Annotated in this window: 11 protein-coding genes, 1 tRNA gene and 2 pseudogenes; 4 read left to right on the top strand and 10 right to left on the bottom strand. The window is 69.6% G+C overall.

Annotation, left to right across the window (positions count from 1 at the left end):
- Positions 1 to 104: 104 nt before the first annotated feature.
- From ACH45E_RS41300 to ACH45E_RS41265, 8 genes are all read right to left on the bottom strand, one after another.
- Positions 105 to 1,925 carry a trypsin-like serine protease gene (locus ACH45E_RS41300; protein ID WP_399042607.1) on the bottom strand — a complete coding sequence of 607 codons (1,821 nt, stop codon included), beginning with the start codon at positions 1,923 to 1,925 and terminating at the stop codon, positions 105 to 107.
- Positions 1,926 to 2,112: 187 nt separating this feature from the next.
- On the bottom strand, positions 2,113 to 4,167 hold the full coding sequence (rho, locus tag ACH45E_RS41295) for a transcription termination factor Rho (protein ID WP_361454576.1): 2,055 nt from the start codon (positions 4,165 to 4,167) through the stop codon (positions 2,113 to 2,115).
- Between the two features lie 404 nt (positions 4,168 to 4,571).
- Positions 4,572 to 5,501: a homoserine kinase gene (gene thrB / locus ACH45E_RS41290; RefSeq protein WP_361454579.1), complete on the bottom strand. Its 930-nt coding sequence runs from the start codon at positions 5,499 to 5,501 to the stop codon at positions 4,572 to 4,574.
- A 428-nt stretch (positions 5,502 to 5,929) separates the two neighbouring features.
- Positions 5,930 to 6,988: a threonine synthase gene (gene thrC / locus ACH45E_RS41285; RefSeq protein WP_361454582.1), complete on the bottom strand. Its 1,059-nt coding sequence runs from the start codon at positions 6,986 to 6,988 to the stop codon at positions 5,930 to 5,932.
- Between the two features lie 6 nt (positions 6,989 to 6,994).
- Complete coding sequence (locus ACH45E_RS41280) at positions 6,995 to 8,287, bottom strand: homoserine dehydrogenase (RefSeq protein WP_361454585.1); 1,293 nt, start codon at positions 8,285 to 8,287, stop codon at positions 6,995 to 6,997.
- 212 nt (positions 8,288 to 8,499) lie between these two features.
- Positions 8,500 to 9,891, bottom strand: coding sequence for a diaminopimelate decarboxylase (gene lysA, locus ACH45E_RS41275; RefSeq protein WP_361454588.1), 1,392 nt, complete (start codon positions 9,889 to 9,891; stop codon positions 8,500 to 8,502).
- Between the two features lie 15 nt (positions 9,892 to 9,906).
- Positions 9,907 to 10,887 (bottom strand): ArgS-related anticodon-binding protein NrtL, encoded by a 981-nt coding sequence (nrtL, locus tag ACH45E_RS41270; RefSeq protein ID WP_361454591.1) that lies wholly within the window; start codon positions 10,885 to 10,887, stop codon positions 9,907 to 9,909.
- Between the two features lie 92 nt (positions 10,888 to 10,979).
- A complete protein-coding gene (locus ACH45E_RS41265) occupies positions 10,980 to 11,537 on the bottom strand; it encodes a response regulator (RefSeq protein WP_361454594.1) in 558 nt (185 codons plus the stop codon).
- Positions 11,538 to 11,602: 65 nt separating this feature from the next.
- Between ACH45E_RS41265 and ACH45E_RS41260 the strand changes: the two genes are divergently transcribed.
- A tRNA-Arg gene (locus ACH45E_RS41260) sits at positions 11,603 to 11,674 on the top strand.
- 431 nt (positions 11,675 to 12,105) lie between these two features.
- Positions 12,106 to 13,350 (top strand): restriction endonuclease, encoded by a 1,245-nt coding sequence (locus ACH45E_RS41255; RefSeq protein ID WP_361454612.1) that lies wholly within the window; start codon positions 12,106 to 12,108, stop codon positions 13,348 to 13,350.
- A gap of 135 nt (positions 13,351 to 13,485) precedes the next feature.
- Here the strand turns inward: ACH45E_RS41255 and ACH45E_RS41250 are convergent.
- Positions 13,486 to 14,022 (bottom strand): annotated as a pseudogene (locus ACH45E_RS41250) (site-specific integrase); the annotation flags it as partial.
- Between ACH45E_RS41250 and ACH45E_RS41245 the strand changes: the two are divergent.
- Both ACH45E_RS41245 and ACH45E_RS41240 read left to right on the top strand, forming a co-directional pair.
- Positions 14,022 to 14,768 (top strand): annotated as a pseudogene (locus ACH45E_RS41245) (DUF1152 domain-containing protein); the annotation flags it as partial. The pseudogenes ACH45E_RS41250 and ACH45E_RS41245 overlap by 1 nt on opposite strands.
- A gap of 436 nt (positions 14,769 to 15,204) precedes the next feature.
- Positions 15,205 to 15,912, top strand: coding sequence for an IS5 family transposase (locus ACH45E_RS41240; protein ID WP_361454597.1), 708 nt, complete (start codon positions 15,205 to 15,207; stop codon positions 15,910 to 15,912).
- Here the strand turns inward: ACH45E_RS41240 and ACH45E_RS41235 are convergent.
- Positions 15,854 to 16,360 carry a hypothetical protein gene (locus tag ACH45E_RS41235; protein ID WP_399042634.1) on the bottom strand — a complete coding sequence of 169 codons (507 nt, stop codon included), beginning with the start codon at positions 16,358 to 16,360 and terminating at the stop codon, positions 15,854 to 15,856. The genes ACH45E_RS41240 and ACH45E_RS41235 overlap by 59 nt on opposite strands.
- Between the last annotated feature and the right edge of the window lie 218 nt (positions 16,361 to 16,578).

Below are 16,578 nucleotides of genomic sequence, written 5' to 3'. Positions count from 1 at the left end.
GGAAACTCGGCACAGGGTTGCACAACGGACCGTGCCCACCGCGTACGGCGGCGGGCACGGTCCGTAGCCGAACGAGCGGGAGCACTCCCCGCTCACCTGCGGGTTCAGCCGAAGATGTCGTACTTGTCGAAACCGGTACCGACCGAGACACGTGTGGCAAAGATCTCGCTGGTCGCCTTACCGGTGCCCTTGTACAGATACAGCGTGCCGCCGGGCGTGCGGGCCAGGAAGTCGGCCTTGCCGTCGCCGGTCACGTCACCGACCGCGTCGAAGGCGTTGTACCCGGTCCACGCGCTGCGCACCTTGACCCGGGTGGAGAACGCCCCGGTGCCGGACTTGCCGGTGCCCTTGTAGAGGTAGAGGTCGTCGGAGCCGCTCTTGCGTGCGAGCAGGTCGGCCTTGCCGTCGCCGTTGAGGTCGCCGTGGCCGCGTACCGAGTTGTACTGGTTCCAGCCCGTGCCGACCTCCACGCGGGCGGAGAAGCTGCCGTTGCCCTTGCCCGGGTAGAGCCACATGGTGCCGCCGGAGTCGACGGACAGCAGGTCGGGCAGGTGGTCGCCGGTGAGGTCGCCGGGGGCGATGACGCGGGTGCGGGTCTTCCAGTTGTCGAAGATCTGCTGCGTGCTCCAGGACCCGCTGGAGGTCACGTAGTGGCTCCAGAAGACGGCGCCGGAGGTGCTGTCGCGCACGACGAGGTCCTGGTAGCCGTCACGGTCGAGGTCGGTCTGCAGGACGACGTTGACGCCGCTCCAGCCGCCCCAGGACTGGCGGGCGCCGAACGCGCTGCCCGTGGAGTCCTTCTCGTAGCCGGTCTTGGTGGAGGACTCCCGCACCCACAGGTCGGCCTTGTGGTCGCCGCTGAGGTTGGTGTCGTCGATGCGCGGATAAGCGGCGCCGACATAGGTGCTCGCCTTGGTGAAGACGCTGTAGGAGCCCTTCGCGACGCAGTCCTTCACGCCCCAGGAGACCACGCCCACGATCCTGTTGCCCACGATCAGCGGGCCGCCGGAGTCGCCGTTGCAGGAGGCGGTGGTGCCGGTGTCGCTGCCGGTGGCGGGCTTGCCCGCGCAGACCATGTGGCCCTTGACGAAGTCCGTGCCGTAGGCGCCGGCGCAGGTGCTGTCCGACTGGATGGGCAGCGTGGCCGTCTTCAGTGTGTCGGAGATGTCCTGGCTGGTGGAGCTGGTGCGGCCCCAGCCGTACAGCTTGGCGCTGGTGCCCGCCGCGTACGAGGTGGTGTCGCCGGACGTCGTCATCCGGATCGGCGTGGCCTTGATCGCGACCGGCAGGGTGAGGACGGCGAGGTCGTTGTCGATGGTGGCCGCGCTGTACGAGGGGTGGTTCCACTGCCGCCAGACGCCGGTGGCGGTCCCGCCGTGCAGGTCGGTGTCGCCCGCGTCGTCCGTGGTGGCCAGCTGGGAGGTGCCCGTGATGACGGCGCCGTTGGCGTGCCAGTCGTAGCCCTTGACGCAGTGCGCGGCGGTGAGGACCTTCGTCGGCGCGACGACGGCGCCGCCGCAGAAGAAGCCGAGGTCGTCGGTCTTGTCGGTGGTGCCCTTGTCGTCGTAGTACCAGAGCTGGGCCATCCAGGGGGCCGAGGTGATGGTGGTGTCGGTGCCGCCGATGATCTTCGGGTCGGCGGTGGCGGTGTTCGTGTTCGTGCTCGCGCTCAGGGACGACTTGCCGGTCGTCTGCCCCGCGGTGTCGTCACCGGCGAGGGCGCCCGCGACCCGCTTCTCCAGCTCACCGAGCGACGGCGAGCTGATGGCCGGCTTGACCTTCGGCGTCGGCGGAGTGGTGGCCGCACCGGCGGACGAGGTCATCACCGCGGCGGTGACGGCCGCGGCCACACCGGCGGCGGCGAGGGGCAGGGCGATGCGTATCCGGCGTCTGTGCCGGCCACCGCGGGGCAGGGTTGTGCTCAAGGGTTCCCCAGGGATGCATGAGATGGAAGGGACGCATGATGCGCCCCGACCTACACAGCGCCAAAAGGCCGTCCCCCGTCACATCAGTGACGGGGGACGGCCTTCAGCGCCCCGTAGGGGCGCGGGGAACTGCGCGATCAGCCACAGACAAGCCGCAGCCGACGATGCACCCCAGCCTCAACGGCGACTAGTCACCGTTGCCAGGCGTAGGCGTCGTCTTCTGGATCTGCATCAGGAACTCGGCGTTCGACTTCGTCTGCTTCATCTTGTCGAGAAGCAGCTCGACCGCCTGCTGCTGGTCGAGGGCGTGCAGCACCCGGCGCAGCTTCCAGACGATGGCGAGCTCGTCGCTGGCGAGCAGGATCTCTTCCTTACGGGTGCCGGACGCGTCGACGTCCACCGCCGGGAAGATGCGCTTGTCGGCGAGCTTCCGGTCGAGCTTGAGCTCCGCGTTGCCGGTGCCCTTGAACTCCTCGAAGATCACCTCGTCCATGCGGGACCCGGTGTCCACCAGGGCGGTGGCGAGGATGGTCAGCGAGCCGCCGTCCTCGATGTTGCGGGCCGCACCGAAGAAGCGCTTCGGCGGGTACAGCGCGGTCGAGTCGACACCACCGGACAGGATGCGGCCGGAGGCCGGCGCGGCCAGGTTGTACGCACGGCCCAGACGGGTGATCGAGTCGAGCAGCACGACGACGTCGTGGCCCAGCTCCACCAGACGCTTGGCGCGCTCGATGGCGAGCTCGGCGACCGTGGTGTGGTCCTCGGCCGGACGGTCGAAGGTCGAGGAGATGACCTCGCCCTTCACCGACCGCTGCATGTCGGTGACCTCTTCCGGACGCTCGTCGACGAGGACGACCATGAGGTGGCACTCGGGGTTGTTGTGGGTGATCGCGTTGGCGATCGCCTGCATGATCATGGTCTTGCCGGTCTTCGGCGGGGCCACGATCAGACCGCGCTGGCCCTTACCGATCGGCGACACGAGGTCGATGATGCGGGTGGTCAGCACGCCCGGGTCCGTCTCCAGGCGGAGGCGGTCCTGCGGGTAGAGCGGGGTCAGCTTGTTGAACTCCGGGCGGCCACGGCCGTGTTCGGGCGCCATGCCGTTGACGGAGTCGAGGCGGACCAGCGCGTTGAACTTCTCGCGCCGCTCGCCTTCCTTGGGCTGACGGACCGCGCCGGTGACGTGGTCGCCCTTGCGCAGGCCGTTCTTGCGGACCTGGGCGAGGGAGACGTACACGTCGTTCGGACCCGGCAGGTAGCCCGACGTACGGATGAAGGCGTAGTTGTCGAGGATGTCCAGGATGCCCGCGACGGGGATCAGGACGTCGTCGTCGGCCACCTGCGGCTCGGCGATCTCGTCGCGGCCACGGCGGCCACGGCGGTCGCGGTAGCGGCCGCGACGGCCACGGCGTCCGCCGTCGAAGTCGTCGTCGTCCTGCGGACCGGCGTTGCGGTCCTGACGGCCGCCGCCGCCCTGCTGCTGGCCCTGCTGGCGGTCCTGACGGTCCTGGCGGTCCTGACGGCCACCGCCGCCCTGGCCCTGCTGCTGGTCGTCGCCCTTGCCGCCACGGCGGTCACCACGGTCACCGCGGTCGCCACGGTCCCGGCCGCGGTCGCGGCGGTCGCGGCGGCCACGGCCGTCGCCGTCACCGGCGTCGCCCTTGGGGGCGTCGCTCTGCGGCTGGGCCTGCTGGGCAGGGGTCTCGGCCTTGGGCTCGCTCTTCGCCTCGGCGGCGATCGTCTCGGTGCCGCTGCTCGCGGGGGCACCCGCCTCGGCGGTGGCACGGCGACGGCGGCGCTCGGTCGGGGCGTCGTCCCCGTTGCCCCCGGCGGGCTGGCCGGGAATCTCGATCTGCTGCTGGGCCACGGCCTTCTCGGCGGGCGCCTCGGCGGCCTTCGCGGCCTTCTTCTCGGCGGCCTCCTCGCCCGTACGGGCCTTGGAGGTGGCCCGGCGCTTCGGCTTGGCCTCGGCGGGGGCTTCGGCCTTTGCGGCCGGGGCGGCGCCGCCTCCCGCCTGCGCCTCCTTGATGACCTCGATCAGCTGGCTCTTGCGCATACGCGCGGTGCCCCTGATGCCGAGGCCGGATGCGACCTGCTGCAGCTCGGCCAGCACCATGCCCTCGAGGCCGGTACCGCGGCGCCGCCGGGAGCCGGCACCGGTGGCAGGCGCGGAGGCGTCCGTGGCGGGCGCGGCAGCGGTCTCCTCGACACGTGCGCCCATCAGATCGGTGGTGTCGCTCACGAAGGGTCCTTCCCTGGAGCGGACGTCGGCCTGTCTGGCTCGGCGACCGTTTGTGCTGTCCGACTTCGGTTCTGTCTCTGTGAACCAAGCCGGGGCGGTGGTCCGCCAAAACGGCGGAGGAAATTTCTGGTGATGGTGCTTCCTGAGCCGTGGCACCCAGTGTCACGTGGCGTGGGAGCACCGATTCCGGAACGTGCCCAGCGGCCCGCTCAGTGCCCGCGTACGACGTGCTGCCCAGGCACGGCGTACGGAACACGGAGTGGCTTGGGAGGTTCCCGGAAGAATGTCTGTCCCGGACGGGGACACGAAGCACCTCGCCATGGTGGGGTCGGGTGCAGACTTGAGATTAACACTACCGGATCCAACAAACATTCCCCCTCTCCAAATCCGGCAACCGGACGCTTTTAGATATCCCCGGGGTTCGCGAGCGGCAGAACACTCGCTCCCTGGGCGTCCAGCCTCAGCCGGTTGGCGGCCCAGCCGGCCCCCGCCAGCCGTTCCACCTTTTCGGCGGTGGCCGCGTCGGCCAGCGCCATGACGGTGGGTCCGGCACCCGAGATCACCGCGGGGATCCCGTCCGCCCGCAGCCGTTCCACCAGCGCGGCGCTCTCCGGCATCGCCGGGGCGCGGTACTCCTGGTGGAGGCGGTCCTCGGTGGCCGGCAGCAGCAGCTCGGGGCGCCTGGTCAGTGCCTCGACGAGCAGGGCCGCGCGGCCCGCGTTGACGGCGGCGTCGACGTGCGGCACGGTGCGCGGCAGCAGGCCGCGCGCCGTCTCGGTCAGTACCGGCTTTCCGGGCACGAAAACCACCGGAACGATGGAATCCTCGGGCTCCATCCTGATCGCCCGCGCGGAGCCGGCCTCCATCCAGGAGAGCGTGAAGCCGCCGAGCAGACAGGCCGCCACATTGTCGGGGTGACCCTCGATCTCGGTGGCCAGTTCGAGCAGGGCGGTGTCGTCGAGCTTGGCCTCGCCGCCTATGGTCACCGCCCGGGCGGCGACGATGCCCGCGCAGATGGCGGCGGAGGAGGAACCAAGGCCGCGGCCGTGCGGAATGCGGTTCGCACAGACGATCTCGAGGCCGCGCGGCTGGCCGCCGAGCAGGTCGAAGGCGGTGCGCAGGGAGCGTGCGAGAAGGTGACTCTCGTCACGCGGCAGCGTCTCGCTGCCCTCCCCCGCGATGTCGATGTGCAGCCCGGAGTCGGCCACCCGGACGACCACGTCGTCGTACAGCCCCAGCGAGAGGCCGAAGGCGTCGAAGCCCGGGCCGAGGTTGGCGCTGGTGGCGGGGACGCGCACCCGGACGGCGGCGGCGCGGAAAGCTGGACCGGCCATCGCTCGATGACTCTCCTTGAGCTGCGTGATGGTCGAATGACATTCGATACGTACGTGAACGCCCTCCGGCCGCGCAGACGGCGCGGCACCCTGCCATATGCGGAGGCATATGCAGCGGGCGGGTTCAGTACAGCCTATCGAAGGAAGGTTCTGTGGCGACATAGGGCGCACAGGAGGCGCACGATGCGTGTCGTGGACCCCTTGTGCCCCCTCCCTAGGGAGTCCCTAGGGCGTCCCTGGGTTCAGACGCCGCGGGGAGCCGCCGGGTTGCCCGGTGCGGGCGGGTTCTCCGGCGGTTCCGCGGATTCTCGGGTGGGTCTGAGGGTGGCCTGCCGCGGGTCTGCGATGGGCCTACGGTGGGCCTCCGCTCGGCCTGCGGCGGATCTCAGGCGAGGCCGAGCCGGATCCGCAGGCCCTGGCCCAGGCCCTCAGGCGAGGCCGAGGCGCTCGGCCGCCGTCGCCGCGTCGACCGGGACGGTGACCGGCTGCGGGGCGCCCGCGACGGCCCAGTCGGGGTCCTTCAGGCCGTTGCCGGTGACCGTGCACACGATCCGCTGCCCCGGGTCGACCTTGCCCTGCTCGGCCGCCTTCAGCAGACCGGCCACGGACGCGGCGGACGCGGGCTCCACGAAAACACCCTCCTGCGCGGCCAACAGCCGGTAGGCGCGCAGGATTTCACGGTCCGTCACCTCGTCGATGGCCCCGCCCGACTCGTCCCGCGCCGCCAGGGCGTACTGCCACGAGGCGGGGTTGCCGATACGGATCGCGGTGGCGATCGTCGACGGGTCCTTGACGATCTCGCCGCGCACGATCGGAGCACTGCCGGAGGCCTGGAAGCCCCACATGCGAGGAGTCTTCGCGGCGACGCCGTCCGCGGCGTACTCCTTGTACCCCTTCCAGTACGCGGTGATGTTGCCCGCGTTGCCGACCGGCAGGACGTGGATGTCCGGGGCGTCGCCCAGCATGTCCACGATCTCGAAGGCGGCGGTCTTCTGCCCCTCGATACGCACCGGGTTGACCGAATTGACCAGCGCCACAGGGTAGTTCTCACTGAGCGCCCGGGCGAGCGTGAGGCAGTCGTCGAAGTTGCCGTCGACCTGGAGGATCTTCGCGCCGTGCACGAGGGCCTGGCCCATCTTGCCGAGCGCGATCTTGCCCTGCGGCACGAGCACCGCGGAGACCATCCCGGCGCGCACCGCGTAGGCGGCGGCGGAGGCGGAGGTGTTGCCCGTGGAGGCGCAGATGACGGCCTTCGCCCCCTCCTCCTTGGCCTTGCTGATGGCCATGGTCATGCCGCGGTCCTTGAAGGACCCGGTGGGGTTCGCACCCTCCACCTTCAGGTGGACCTCGCAGCCCGTGCGCTCGGAGAGCACCTGCGCGGGCACGAGGGGCGTGCCGCCCTCGCGGAGCGTCACAACGGGGGTGCTGTCGGACACCGGCAGCCGATCCCGGTATTCCTCGATGATTCCGCGCCACTGGTGGGTCATTGCTGGTTACTCTCCTTCAACCCGCATGATGCTGGCGACACCCCGCACGGTGTCGAGCTTGCGCAGCGCCTCGACGGTCCCGGTCAGGGAGGCGTCGGACGCTCGATGGGTGACGACGACGAGGGAGGCCTCACCGTCCTTGCCCTGCTGCCGAACGGTATCGATCGACACTCCGTGCTCGGCGAACACCGTGGCCACCTGGGCGAGAACACCCGGTTTGTCGGCGACGTCGAGGCTGATGTGGTACCGCGTGACGACATCGCCCATGGGCGAGACGGTCAGCGCGGCGTACGCCGACTCGCCGGGCCCGGTGGACCCGCTGAGCCGGTTGCGGCAGACGGCGACGAGGTCGCCGAGCACGGCGGAGGCGGTGGGCGCGCCGCCGGCGCCGGGACCGTAGAACATCAGCTGCCCCGAGGCGTCGGACTCGACGAACACGGCGTTGTAGGCGCCGCGCACGGAGGCGAGCGGATGGCTCAGCGGGATCATCGCCGGGTGGACCCGGGCGGTCACGGAGCCACCGTCCGCCGCCCGCTCACAGATGGCGAGCAGCTTGATGGTGCAGCCCATCTCCTTGGCGGAGGCGAAGTCGGCCGCCGTCACCTCGGTCATACCCTCGCGGTAGACGTCGTCGAGGCGCACGCGCGTGTGGAAGGCGATCCCGGCGAGGATGGCGGCCTTGGCGGCGGCGTCGAACCCTTCGACGTCGGCGGTCGGATCGGCCTCCGCGTACCCGAGGGCGGTGGCCTCGTCGAGGGCCTCCTGATACCCGGCCCCGGTCGAGTCCATCTTGTCGAGGATGAAGTTCGTCGTCCCGTTGACGATCCCGAGCACCCGGTTGACCTTGTCACCGGCGAGGGACTCGCGCAGCGGCCGGATCAGCGGAATGGCACCGGCGACGGCGGCCTCGTAGTACAGATCCTTGCCGTTCGCCTCGGCCGCCGCGTGCAGGGCGGCGCCGTCCTGGGCGAGGAGGGCCTTGTTGGCGGAGACGACGGACGCGCCGTGCTCGAAGGCGGTGGTGATGAGCGTACGGGCGGGCTCGATCCCGCCGATTACCTCGATGACGACATCGAGGTCGCCGCGTTTGACGAGGGCGGTGGCGTCGGTGGTGACGAGCGCCGGGTCGATGCCCTCGCGCACCTTGGAGGGCCGCCGCACGGCCACGCCCGCGAGCTCCACGGGAGCGCCGATACGGGCGGCGAGGTCGGCGGCGTGCGTCGTCATGATGCGCGCCACCTCTGAGCCGACAACCCCACAGCCCAGCAGCGCCACCTTCAGCGGACGCGTACGCATCATCCGACCTCGTTTCCTCATACCGTCTACGGTTGGACCAGTCTCACTCACCGGACGGGACTTTCTATGCCATGTCCGGATCGTGAGACATCTATTTCATTTCGGGGCACGGGAAAGGCCGTAGATCTTCCGGCCCCGCCCTTTCGATTCGTTTCCGGTCGATTCGTTTCCGGTCGTTTCCGGGCCCTCAACCGACATCGAGCAGCTTCCGGGCCTCACCCGACATCGAGCCGCAGGAGATCCTCCTCCGTCTCACGACGCACGATCACCCGGGCCTCACCGTCGCGCACGGCGACGACCGGCGGCCGGAGCACGTGGTTGTAGTTGCTGGCCATGGACCGGCAGTACGCCCCCGTCGCCGGCACCGCGATCAGGTCACCCGGTGCCAGGTCGGCGGGCAGGAACGCGTCCTTGACCACGATGTCCCCGCTCTCGCAGTGCTTGCCGACCACGCGCGCGAGCATCGGGGCGGCATCGGAGGTGCGGGATACGAGAGCGACGCTGTACTCGGCGTCGTACAGCGCGGTGCGGATGTTGTCGGACATGCCCCCGTCGACGGAGACGTACGTCCGCAGCCCGTCGAGGGGCTTGATGGTGCCGACCTCGTACAGCGTGAAGGCCGTGGGCCCGACGATGGCGCGCCCGGGCTCGACGGAGATACGAGGCGTCCGCAGCCGCGCGGACTCGCACTCACGGGTGACGATCTCGGTCAGCGCCTTGGCGATCTCGTGCGGCTCGCGGGGATCGTCGTCACTGGTGTAAGCGATCCCGAGCCCGCCACCGAGGTCAATTTCAGGCAATTCCACGCCGTGCTCGTCCCGTACGTCCTTGAGCAGCCCGACCACCCGGTGCGCGGCGACCTCGAACCCGGACATGTCGAAGATCTGCGACCCGATGTGGGAGTGGATCCCGATCAGCTCCAGCCCGTCGAGCTGAAGGGCCCGCCGCACGGCCTCGGCGGCCTGCCCGCCCGCGAGGGGAATCCCGAACTTCTGGTCCTCGTGGGCGGTGGCGATGAACTCGTGGGTGTGCGCCTCCACGCCCACGGTGATACGGATCTGCACGCGCTGCCGCTTGCCGAGGGACTGCGCGATGTGGGCGACACGGACGATCTCCTGGAAGGAGTCGAGCACGATACGCCCCACCCCCGCCTCGACGGCCCGCCGGATCTCGCTCTCGGACTTGTTGTTGCCGTGGAAGGCGATGCGCTCGGCGGGCATCCCGGCGGACAGGGCGGTGGCCAGCTCCCCACCGGAGCAGACGTCGAGGTTCAGCCCTTCCTCGTGCAGCCACCGCACGACGGCACGCGACAGGAACGCCTTCCCGGCGTAGAACACGTCGGCGTCGGCTCCGAAGGCGGTGCGCCAGGCCCGCGCGCGGGAGCGGAAGTCGGCTTCGTCGAGGACGTAGGCAGGGGTGCCGTACTCCTCGGCAAGGGCCTTGACGTCAGTACCCCCGACGGTGACGACCCCGTCGGCGTCCCGGGTGACGGTCTGGGCCCACACCTTGGGGTCGAGGGCGTTGAGGTCGGTGGGCGGCGCGGAGTAGTGCCCCTCGGGGAGGACATCGGCGTGACGGGGCCCGGCGGGGTGTGCGGAACGACTCATCTTGGGCGTGCTCTTTCAGAGGTGGTCGGGTGCGTCGATACCGAGCAGGGACAGGCCGCCGGCCAGCACCGTCCCGGCGGCTTCGGCGAGCGCGAGCCGGGCACGGTGGGCGGCCGAGGGTTTCTCCTCGCCGCGCGGGAGCACGGTCAGCAGAAAGGGCAGCGCGGCATCGGCGACGGTGACGAGGTGCCGGGCAAGCCGATCCGGGGCACGGTGGGTGGCGGCCGCGGCGAGGATACGGGGGTGGTCGGCGAGGGCGGCGACGAGTACGCCGGCTTCTGTGCGGCTGGGGTCACCGGGTTCGGCGCGGAAGCCGAGGCGGGCGGCGTTGCGGGTGAGAGCCCGGGTACGGGCATACGCATAGCGGACGCGGAAGAGGGGATTGCCCTCACGCTGGACCAGATGGTCGGCGGTGATCCGGGGCCGGTCGTGCGGCGCGGGATGGAGCAGGGCCCACTGGGCGGCGTCGGCCCCGAGCGGGGCGGGGTCCTCCGGGGCGGGCACGGGCCGCAGATTGACGGGCTCCCCGTGCTCTACTTCCACCCGCCCCCCCTGCGTGGCAACGATCCGCACGAGCGCGTCGGCGATGACCTCGGCCCGAACGCAGTACGGCACCCGCAGCCTGACGACCTGCCCGGCGAGGGCGTCACTGTGCCCGTAAGCCGCCCCCCGCTCACGCACTTCCCGCACAAGCCCGGCGACGGGCTCGGCGTCCACGCGAAGACAGATATTGAGAAACCCGGGCCCGGTGACGACAACGTCATCGACACCCTCGGCACTGACGAGATGAGGACGCAGTATCTCGGCGACCCGCAGGGGAGGCTGCCCGGCCGGCCGGGCGAGCTGCAGCGCGATGTTGGTGGCGTAGTCCCCACACCCGCCCGGCCCAGGAGGCGTGACCACGACCCGCTCCGGCACGGTGACGCTCAGCTCCCCTTCATCGACGGCACACCGCACCGCGTGCAACACGGTGCGCGAGAGCTCGACGGGGGTCACGGGACAAGGGTAGGGGAGGAGGGGGGTGGGTATGCGAGCCGGTTTGGGCGGTTGTCCCGAGATACGGACAAGCGGCCTATAGCCCTGCCCTCCTACCGCTCCTGATACTCCTGCCGCTCACCGGGCTCGGCCGCCTGCGGCACTTCCCCACCGACGGCGACGGCGTCAGCCCTCCCCCGGTCGATCAACCGCCGGACGAGTTGCACGAGCTCAGCGGGCTCGAAGGGCTTGGAGAGAAAGGCATCAACCCCGGCATGGAGGCCGGCCTCGACCTCGTACGGCGTACACGCGCTGACGATGGCCAGCGGAAGCTCACGCGTCCGCGGATCGGCCCGCAACCGCTCGGCGGTCCGCAGCCCGTCCAGCCGGGGCATGACGACATCCAGCGTCACGACATCGGGCCGCACCTGATGAACGACATCCAGACACTCGGCACCATCGGCCGCGGTCACGACCTCGAGACCCTCCAGCTCGAGATTGACCCTGATCAGCTGCCGGATGACCTTGTTGTCGTCCACAACAAGCACCCGACCCGACGCGCCTGGCACAACTCGAGAGTAGGTCGAGACCGGCCACCGCGTCCGGGTTTTCCCCACTTCCACCCCCTCCGAGCGACGCGCCCCTCCCCCACCCCCCGGAAACCCGTTCATGAACACCCCATCAGAGCTGGTAGTGTTTCACCCGTCGCCAGGAGCGAACACCTCCCGACCGACACGCCCCCGTAGCTCAGGGGATAGAGCAACGGCCTCCGGAGCCGTGTGCGCAGGTTCGAATCCTGCCGGGGGCACCCATCATGAGGTGCCCAAAGACCCCGTCACCAGCGGAAACGCTGAGGCCGGGGTCTTCGCGTATGTGCAGGCATGTGCCGCCCGGAGCGGCCGTATGTCGGGGTCTGTGGACGAGGCGTGGACGGGATCTTGAGACATTCCCGCAGGTGACGCCCCACGAGTACGACGACCTTGAACCTCAATGCTTTGCAGGCCAAGCCTGGAAGATGGGCGGACGGGATGCCCCCTAGCCACTGCCGGTCTGTCCACTACTGTTCATTCTTCTGCGTACAGGGGGGCACGTTGAGGGGGCTCGGTGGATCGCGGTAGATGTCCGGTGTGCGGGCGCAAGGCACCGGTGAATGAGGGGATCATCGGCTATCACGGTCAGGGCGCCGGAGGCTGCAGGGGACTCGGCAGGACTGCCGCGGGGCGGCAGCCTGTGGAGGTGATGGAGACAGCGGCGGCCGGTGGCAGCGACACTCCGGGCGGGATGACACCGCGTTCGCCGGGCGATGCCCGCGTCGAGCTGATCTCGACGGTGCTCGTCTTTGTGATGGCGATCGGAATGCTCGTTTTGCTCGTGGGTGTCTTCGTGTCTCCCGCCGTGTGGGCGAGCGGAACAGGCGTCTTTGTCCTCACGGGATCGGTTCTGTGGCTGCTCGGCAAGACCCCGGCCGGTCGACGCAACACCGCCCGCCATCAACGTGATGCGGCTCGGTATGCCCGGATGAGAGCTCGGACTGCTGCACGCGCCGAGCAGCAGCGGCAGGAGGCTGCCGCCGATATCGCGGAGCGCCGCGCGCGTGAAGCGGCGCGGACGCTGCAACGCGCGGTGCGGGAACTGCTCGATGATCTCCCGGCGCGGGGAACGCCGCAGGACCAGGCGATCGCCCACTGCCTGGAGAGGACGCTCGCGGCGCGCGATCCACGCCTTCAGGCCGAGGCGGAGCGACTGGCGCGTCGGCACGTCGCCGTGGACGAACGCATCCTGTGTGTCGCCCAGTCGGAGACCGAGGGAAACACACGCCCCGCCCTGCTGATCCTGACCGACCGGGGAGCGGCCGTATCGGACAAGGGCATCTCCTACCGGTTCGACCCCCAGCCCGAGGACGTGAGCGACGCGGCCGAAGGGAGCTGGGGACATCTGACGGTCGGGGAGTTGGTTTTCCGGTTCTCCCAGTATCCGCGCCTGCGCGTCGCTCTGGCAGCCCGTGAAGAGGCCGCTGCGGCCGCCCCGCCCACCGCCTCAGTCCATCGCCCCGTACAACGGCTGATCCGCGACGCCCGGGACGCGGAACTCGTTGCCGTCGACTGGATGCGCTACCTGGGCTTCACCGATGCCGCGGCCACCCCAGTCGGTGCGGACGAAGGCATCGACGTCCTTGCCGAGCGCGCTGTGGCCCAGGTGAAGAAGGAAGGAAGCCCCACCACTCGTCCCACCGTCCAGCAACTGCACGGCGTAGCGACCGCCAAGCAGCGTGCCGCGCTGTTCTTCTCGATGGCCGGCTACACCCCGCCGGCCATCGCATGGGCATCTCAGCAGGGCATCGCACTCTTTCAATACGATCTGCAGGGAACACCACAACCTGTCAACCCGCCTGCCCTCAGCCTGCTGGAAGCAGCCGACGAGCAAGCGAGCCAGGCTGCGGACGCTACCCCAGCGGCCACCAACGACGGCACCGTGGCGCCCTAGGGAGTTGTTCCAGCGCGTGGCGCCTTAGGCACCCTCGCGTCCTCAGGGTGGCGCACACGGCGCGAGAGCAGCCTCAACAGCAATCAAAGAGGCCCCTGCACAGGATCAGGGGCCTCGGACACGGTCAGGTGACCGTCATTCGTACTCGCGGAGCAGGTCCTCGATGCGGCGGTTGGCGACGTCCTGCCGTCCATCGAGGCACTTCGCGTAGCGGGTCAGCAGGACCTCAACGCTGTTGCCGGCGCGCTCGGCAACTTCGGTGGGATCCACTCCAGCATTGAGCCACGTCGACAGCGCCGAGTGCCGAAGGTCGTACGGCCTACTCGCGAGCGGCGAGGCCGCGACGGCCGGCGGGAGCGAGAGGAGCCGGGCCTCCTGCCACACGCGGTAGTAGGTCGAGGACGGGACGACCGAGCCCTTCTCGCTGAAGAAGAGCCGTCCGTCGTCCGCCGTACCGAAGGTGGCCAGGTGCTCGCGGAGTACGGCGACGAGGTGAGGCGGGATCGGCACCCGCCTGACGTCCTCGGTCGGCCGATTCTTGAGTCCGCGGTCGTCGTGGGTCTCCCCCGAATCGGTCCACTGCTTGCCGACCGAGGGGCGGGTCCGGTGGAGCAAAGCCGATCCCCAGCCCTGCTCGGGTAAGACCAGGTCCGTCTCGACGAGGCCGACCGGCCCCCACGTCGATCGATCTGCTGGACGTCGGCGGCGACATCCTCGCCCGAGGCGACGAACCGACACTCAAGAGCCCGCTCGCCGACGCCCTCACCCTCGCCGCCTGCTGCCAGGTCAACGCCCCGATCCGGTTGCTGATCGCAGGCCCAGGGCTGGACGGCGAGATCCCACCCGACGACCTACTCCCCCTGCTCGGCTCCCTCGTCCATACCTTCACCGCGAAGGACGTGGAGGTGATCGGCAACGTCTTGGAGTGGCACCCCTCCGAAGCAACAGCGATGCTCGCGGCGACAGCCCGCGGAGCCCGGGGTATCTGTGAGGTGCGCGACGCCGGCCTTCCCGTCCCCCTTACCGATGAGGGCCCCACGGTTCACGAAGTCGACCTGGACGACGCGGTCAGCCGCAACAGCCTGGCCCGCGCCATCATGACGACCGCCACCTTGGAAGAAGCCGAGGTATATAGCCGCGAGATCTGCGGCTTCTCGGAAATCGACTACGAGCGCAACAAGGCAGCCTGGCTCACCGAGCAGCCACTCCGGAAGCTCGACACCGCCGACGTGCTGTCTCGGCTCGACGACTTCCAGGCCGCAGCCCGAGCCCGCGGAGTCACCCACACGACCTTCCGCCACATCACCGAGGCCCTGAACTTCAGCGGCTCCCAGCGAAACGAACTACGCCAACTCCTCATCGGCAGCCGCCCAGAGCAGTACGCCGCTCCCCTGTGGCGCATCCCAGCCGACGACTGAGTTACAACCTTCTTCACGGGTTCAAGGCGGCTCGCTCCGCTCCCCGCGCGCGGCCCGGCCCCCAGCCGGGCCTGCGCTCCTGTCTCCGCCCCGCTCCAGCCCGGCCGGCGCCCGTGCCGCGCTCTACAGCGATCAGCCACCTGATGCCAGAGAGGGGGTACGTCGTGGCTGGGGCGGTCGGCTCCACGGCTTTACTGGCTGTTCTCTAACCGTTCGTGTGGTCGGTGGTGCTCGAACAGCATCCTGGTTCGGGTGAGTTGGCCGGGCTGCGCGCATAGAGGAAGGGCCTCTTGGTAGCTCGCGGTTGTCGAGTCCAGCGAGAAGCAAGAGGCCCTGTTGTCGAAGTGTCGCGTGGTCGCGGTTGCCGGGTCCAGTTCGTCCACTCGTGGGTGTGACTGCCTCGCCCACAGGTTCGGTAACGCGGCCGACCAGGCAGATGATCGACGCGGTGCGCTACCTCGTTGACAACGGCATCAAATGGCGGGCGATGCCTGCCGACTTCCCGCCCTGGCCGCGGGTGTATGCCTTCTTCGCCCGCTGGCGAGACACAGGACTGGTGTCCGAACTGCATGAACGTCTGCACCAGGCGGTCCGCCGGTCGGAGGGCCGTGAACCGGAGCCGAGTGCGGCTGTGGTGGACTCCCAGTCGGTGAAAGCGGACGCCACCGTCGCCCACGACTCACGCGGGTTCGACGCAGGAAAGAAGATCAACGGGCGCAAGCGGCACCTGCTCACCGACACGCTCGGACTTCTCCTGGACGTGCTGGTCACACCGGCGTCCACGACCGACCGGGACGCCGCCCGGACACTTCTGCCGGCAGCAACCAGCCGCTTCCGGCACCTGGCGCGGGTCTGGGCCGACGGCGGCTACACCGGCCACCTCGCCGACTGGACCATTCAGCACCTCGGGCTCGTCCTCGACGTCGTCCGTCGCCATGAGGACGTCCAAGGTTTCCAGGCACTGCCCCGCCGCTGGGTCGTGGAAAGATCCTTCGCCTGGCTCCTGCGCAGTCGGCGCCTGGTCCGGGACTACGAGCGACGCACCGACACGAGCGAAGCCGTCATCCGGTGGTCGATGATCGCACTCATGAACCGCCGCCTGGCCGCACAACCTCATCGACCTGCTGTGATGCCGGCAGCGTGAATTTTCCCGGCTTCGTCTCCACCAGCCAGCCCCGTTCCACCAGTCTCTTCAGACGTGCCCTCGCACCCTCGACACGGGAGGCGGACGCGCTGTCCCAGCCGAGCACCACGGCCGTCCGCCGGGCATCCAGCCCGTCGGCTGCGGCCTCCGTCGCGGCAGTCATCACCGCCTGGTAATCCACCGACAGGTCCTCGACCCCGGCCGCGTTCTCCCGGTGAGGCACCGCGCGTCGCGGTCCGACCGGCTTCCTCTGCGACACCCCGCCGACCACCACGGCGGGCGCTTCCTCCTCGGCCAGCGCCTCCAGATACTGCTCGAGGCCGATCACCCGGCGTCTGAGTACCTCTTTCGCGTCCGCCAAGTCTGTCCGCACTCGCTCCAGTTCGGCTTCGAGCTCCTCCACCCGCATCACCGCGGCCTTCCGCCGCGCTTCCAGAACCGCCCGCATCGACGGCATCCGCCACCCCCACTACATCCCGGCCGACAACGAGCCGAGACTTCCGCGACAGCTGCCACCTCATGTCTGGTCAGCGGAATCCGCACACCAGGTTCGGAAAGAGAACGACCTCTTAGAGGTCATCTCATTTGGTGGCTACATGTGGGGACTCCGCGACAAGTTGAGCCATCTCGCGCAGGCGGTGCCAGTACTCAGGGGCGTCCGCTTCG

Source organism: Streptomyces sp. NPDC020299, from assembly GCF_044387825.1.
Classification (GTDB): Bacteria; Actinomycetota; Actinomycetes; order Streptomycetales; family Streptomycetaceae; genus Streptomyces.
The sequence above is the reverse complement of the archived record's forward strand: the minus strand, read 5'-3'. Positions and strand labels throughout refer to the sequence as shown.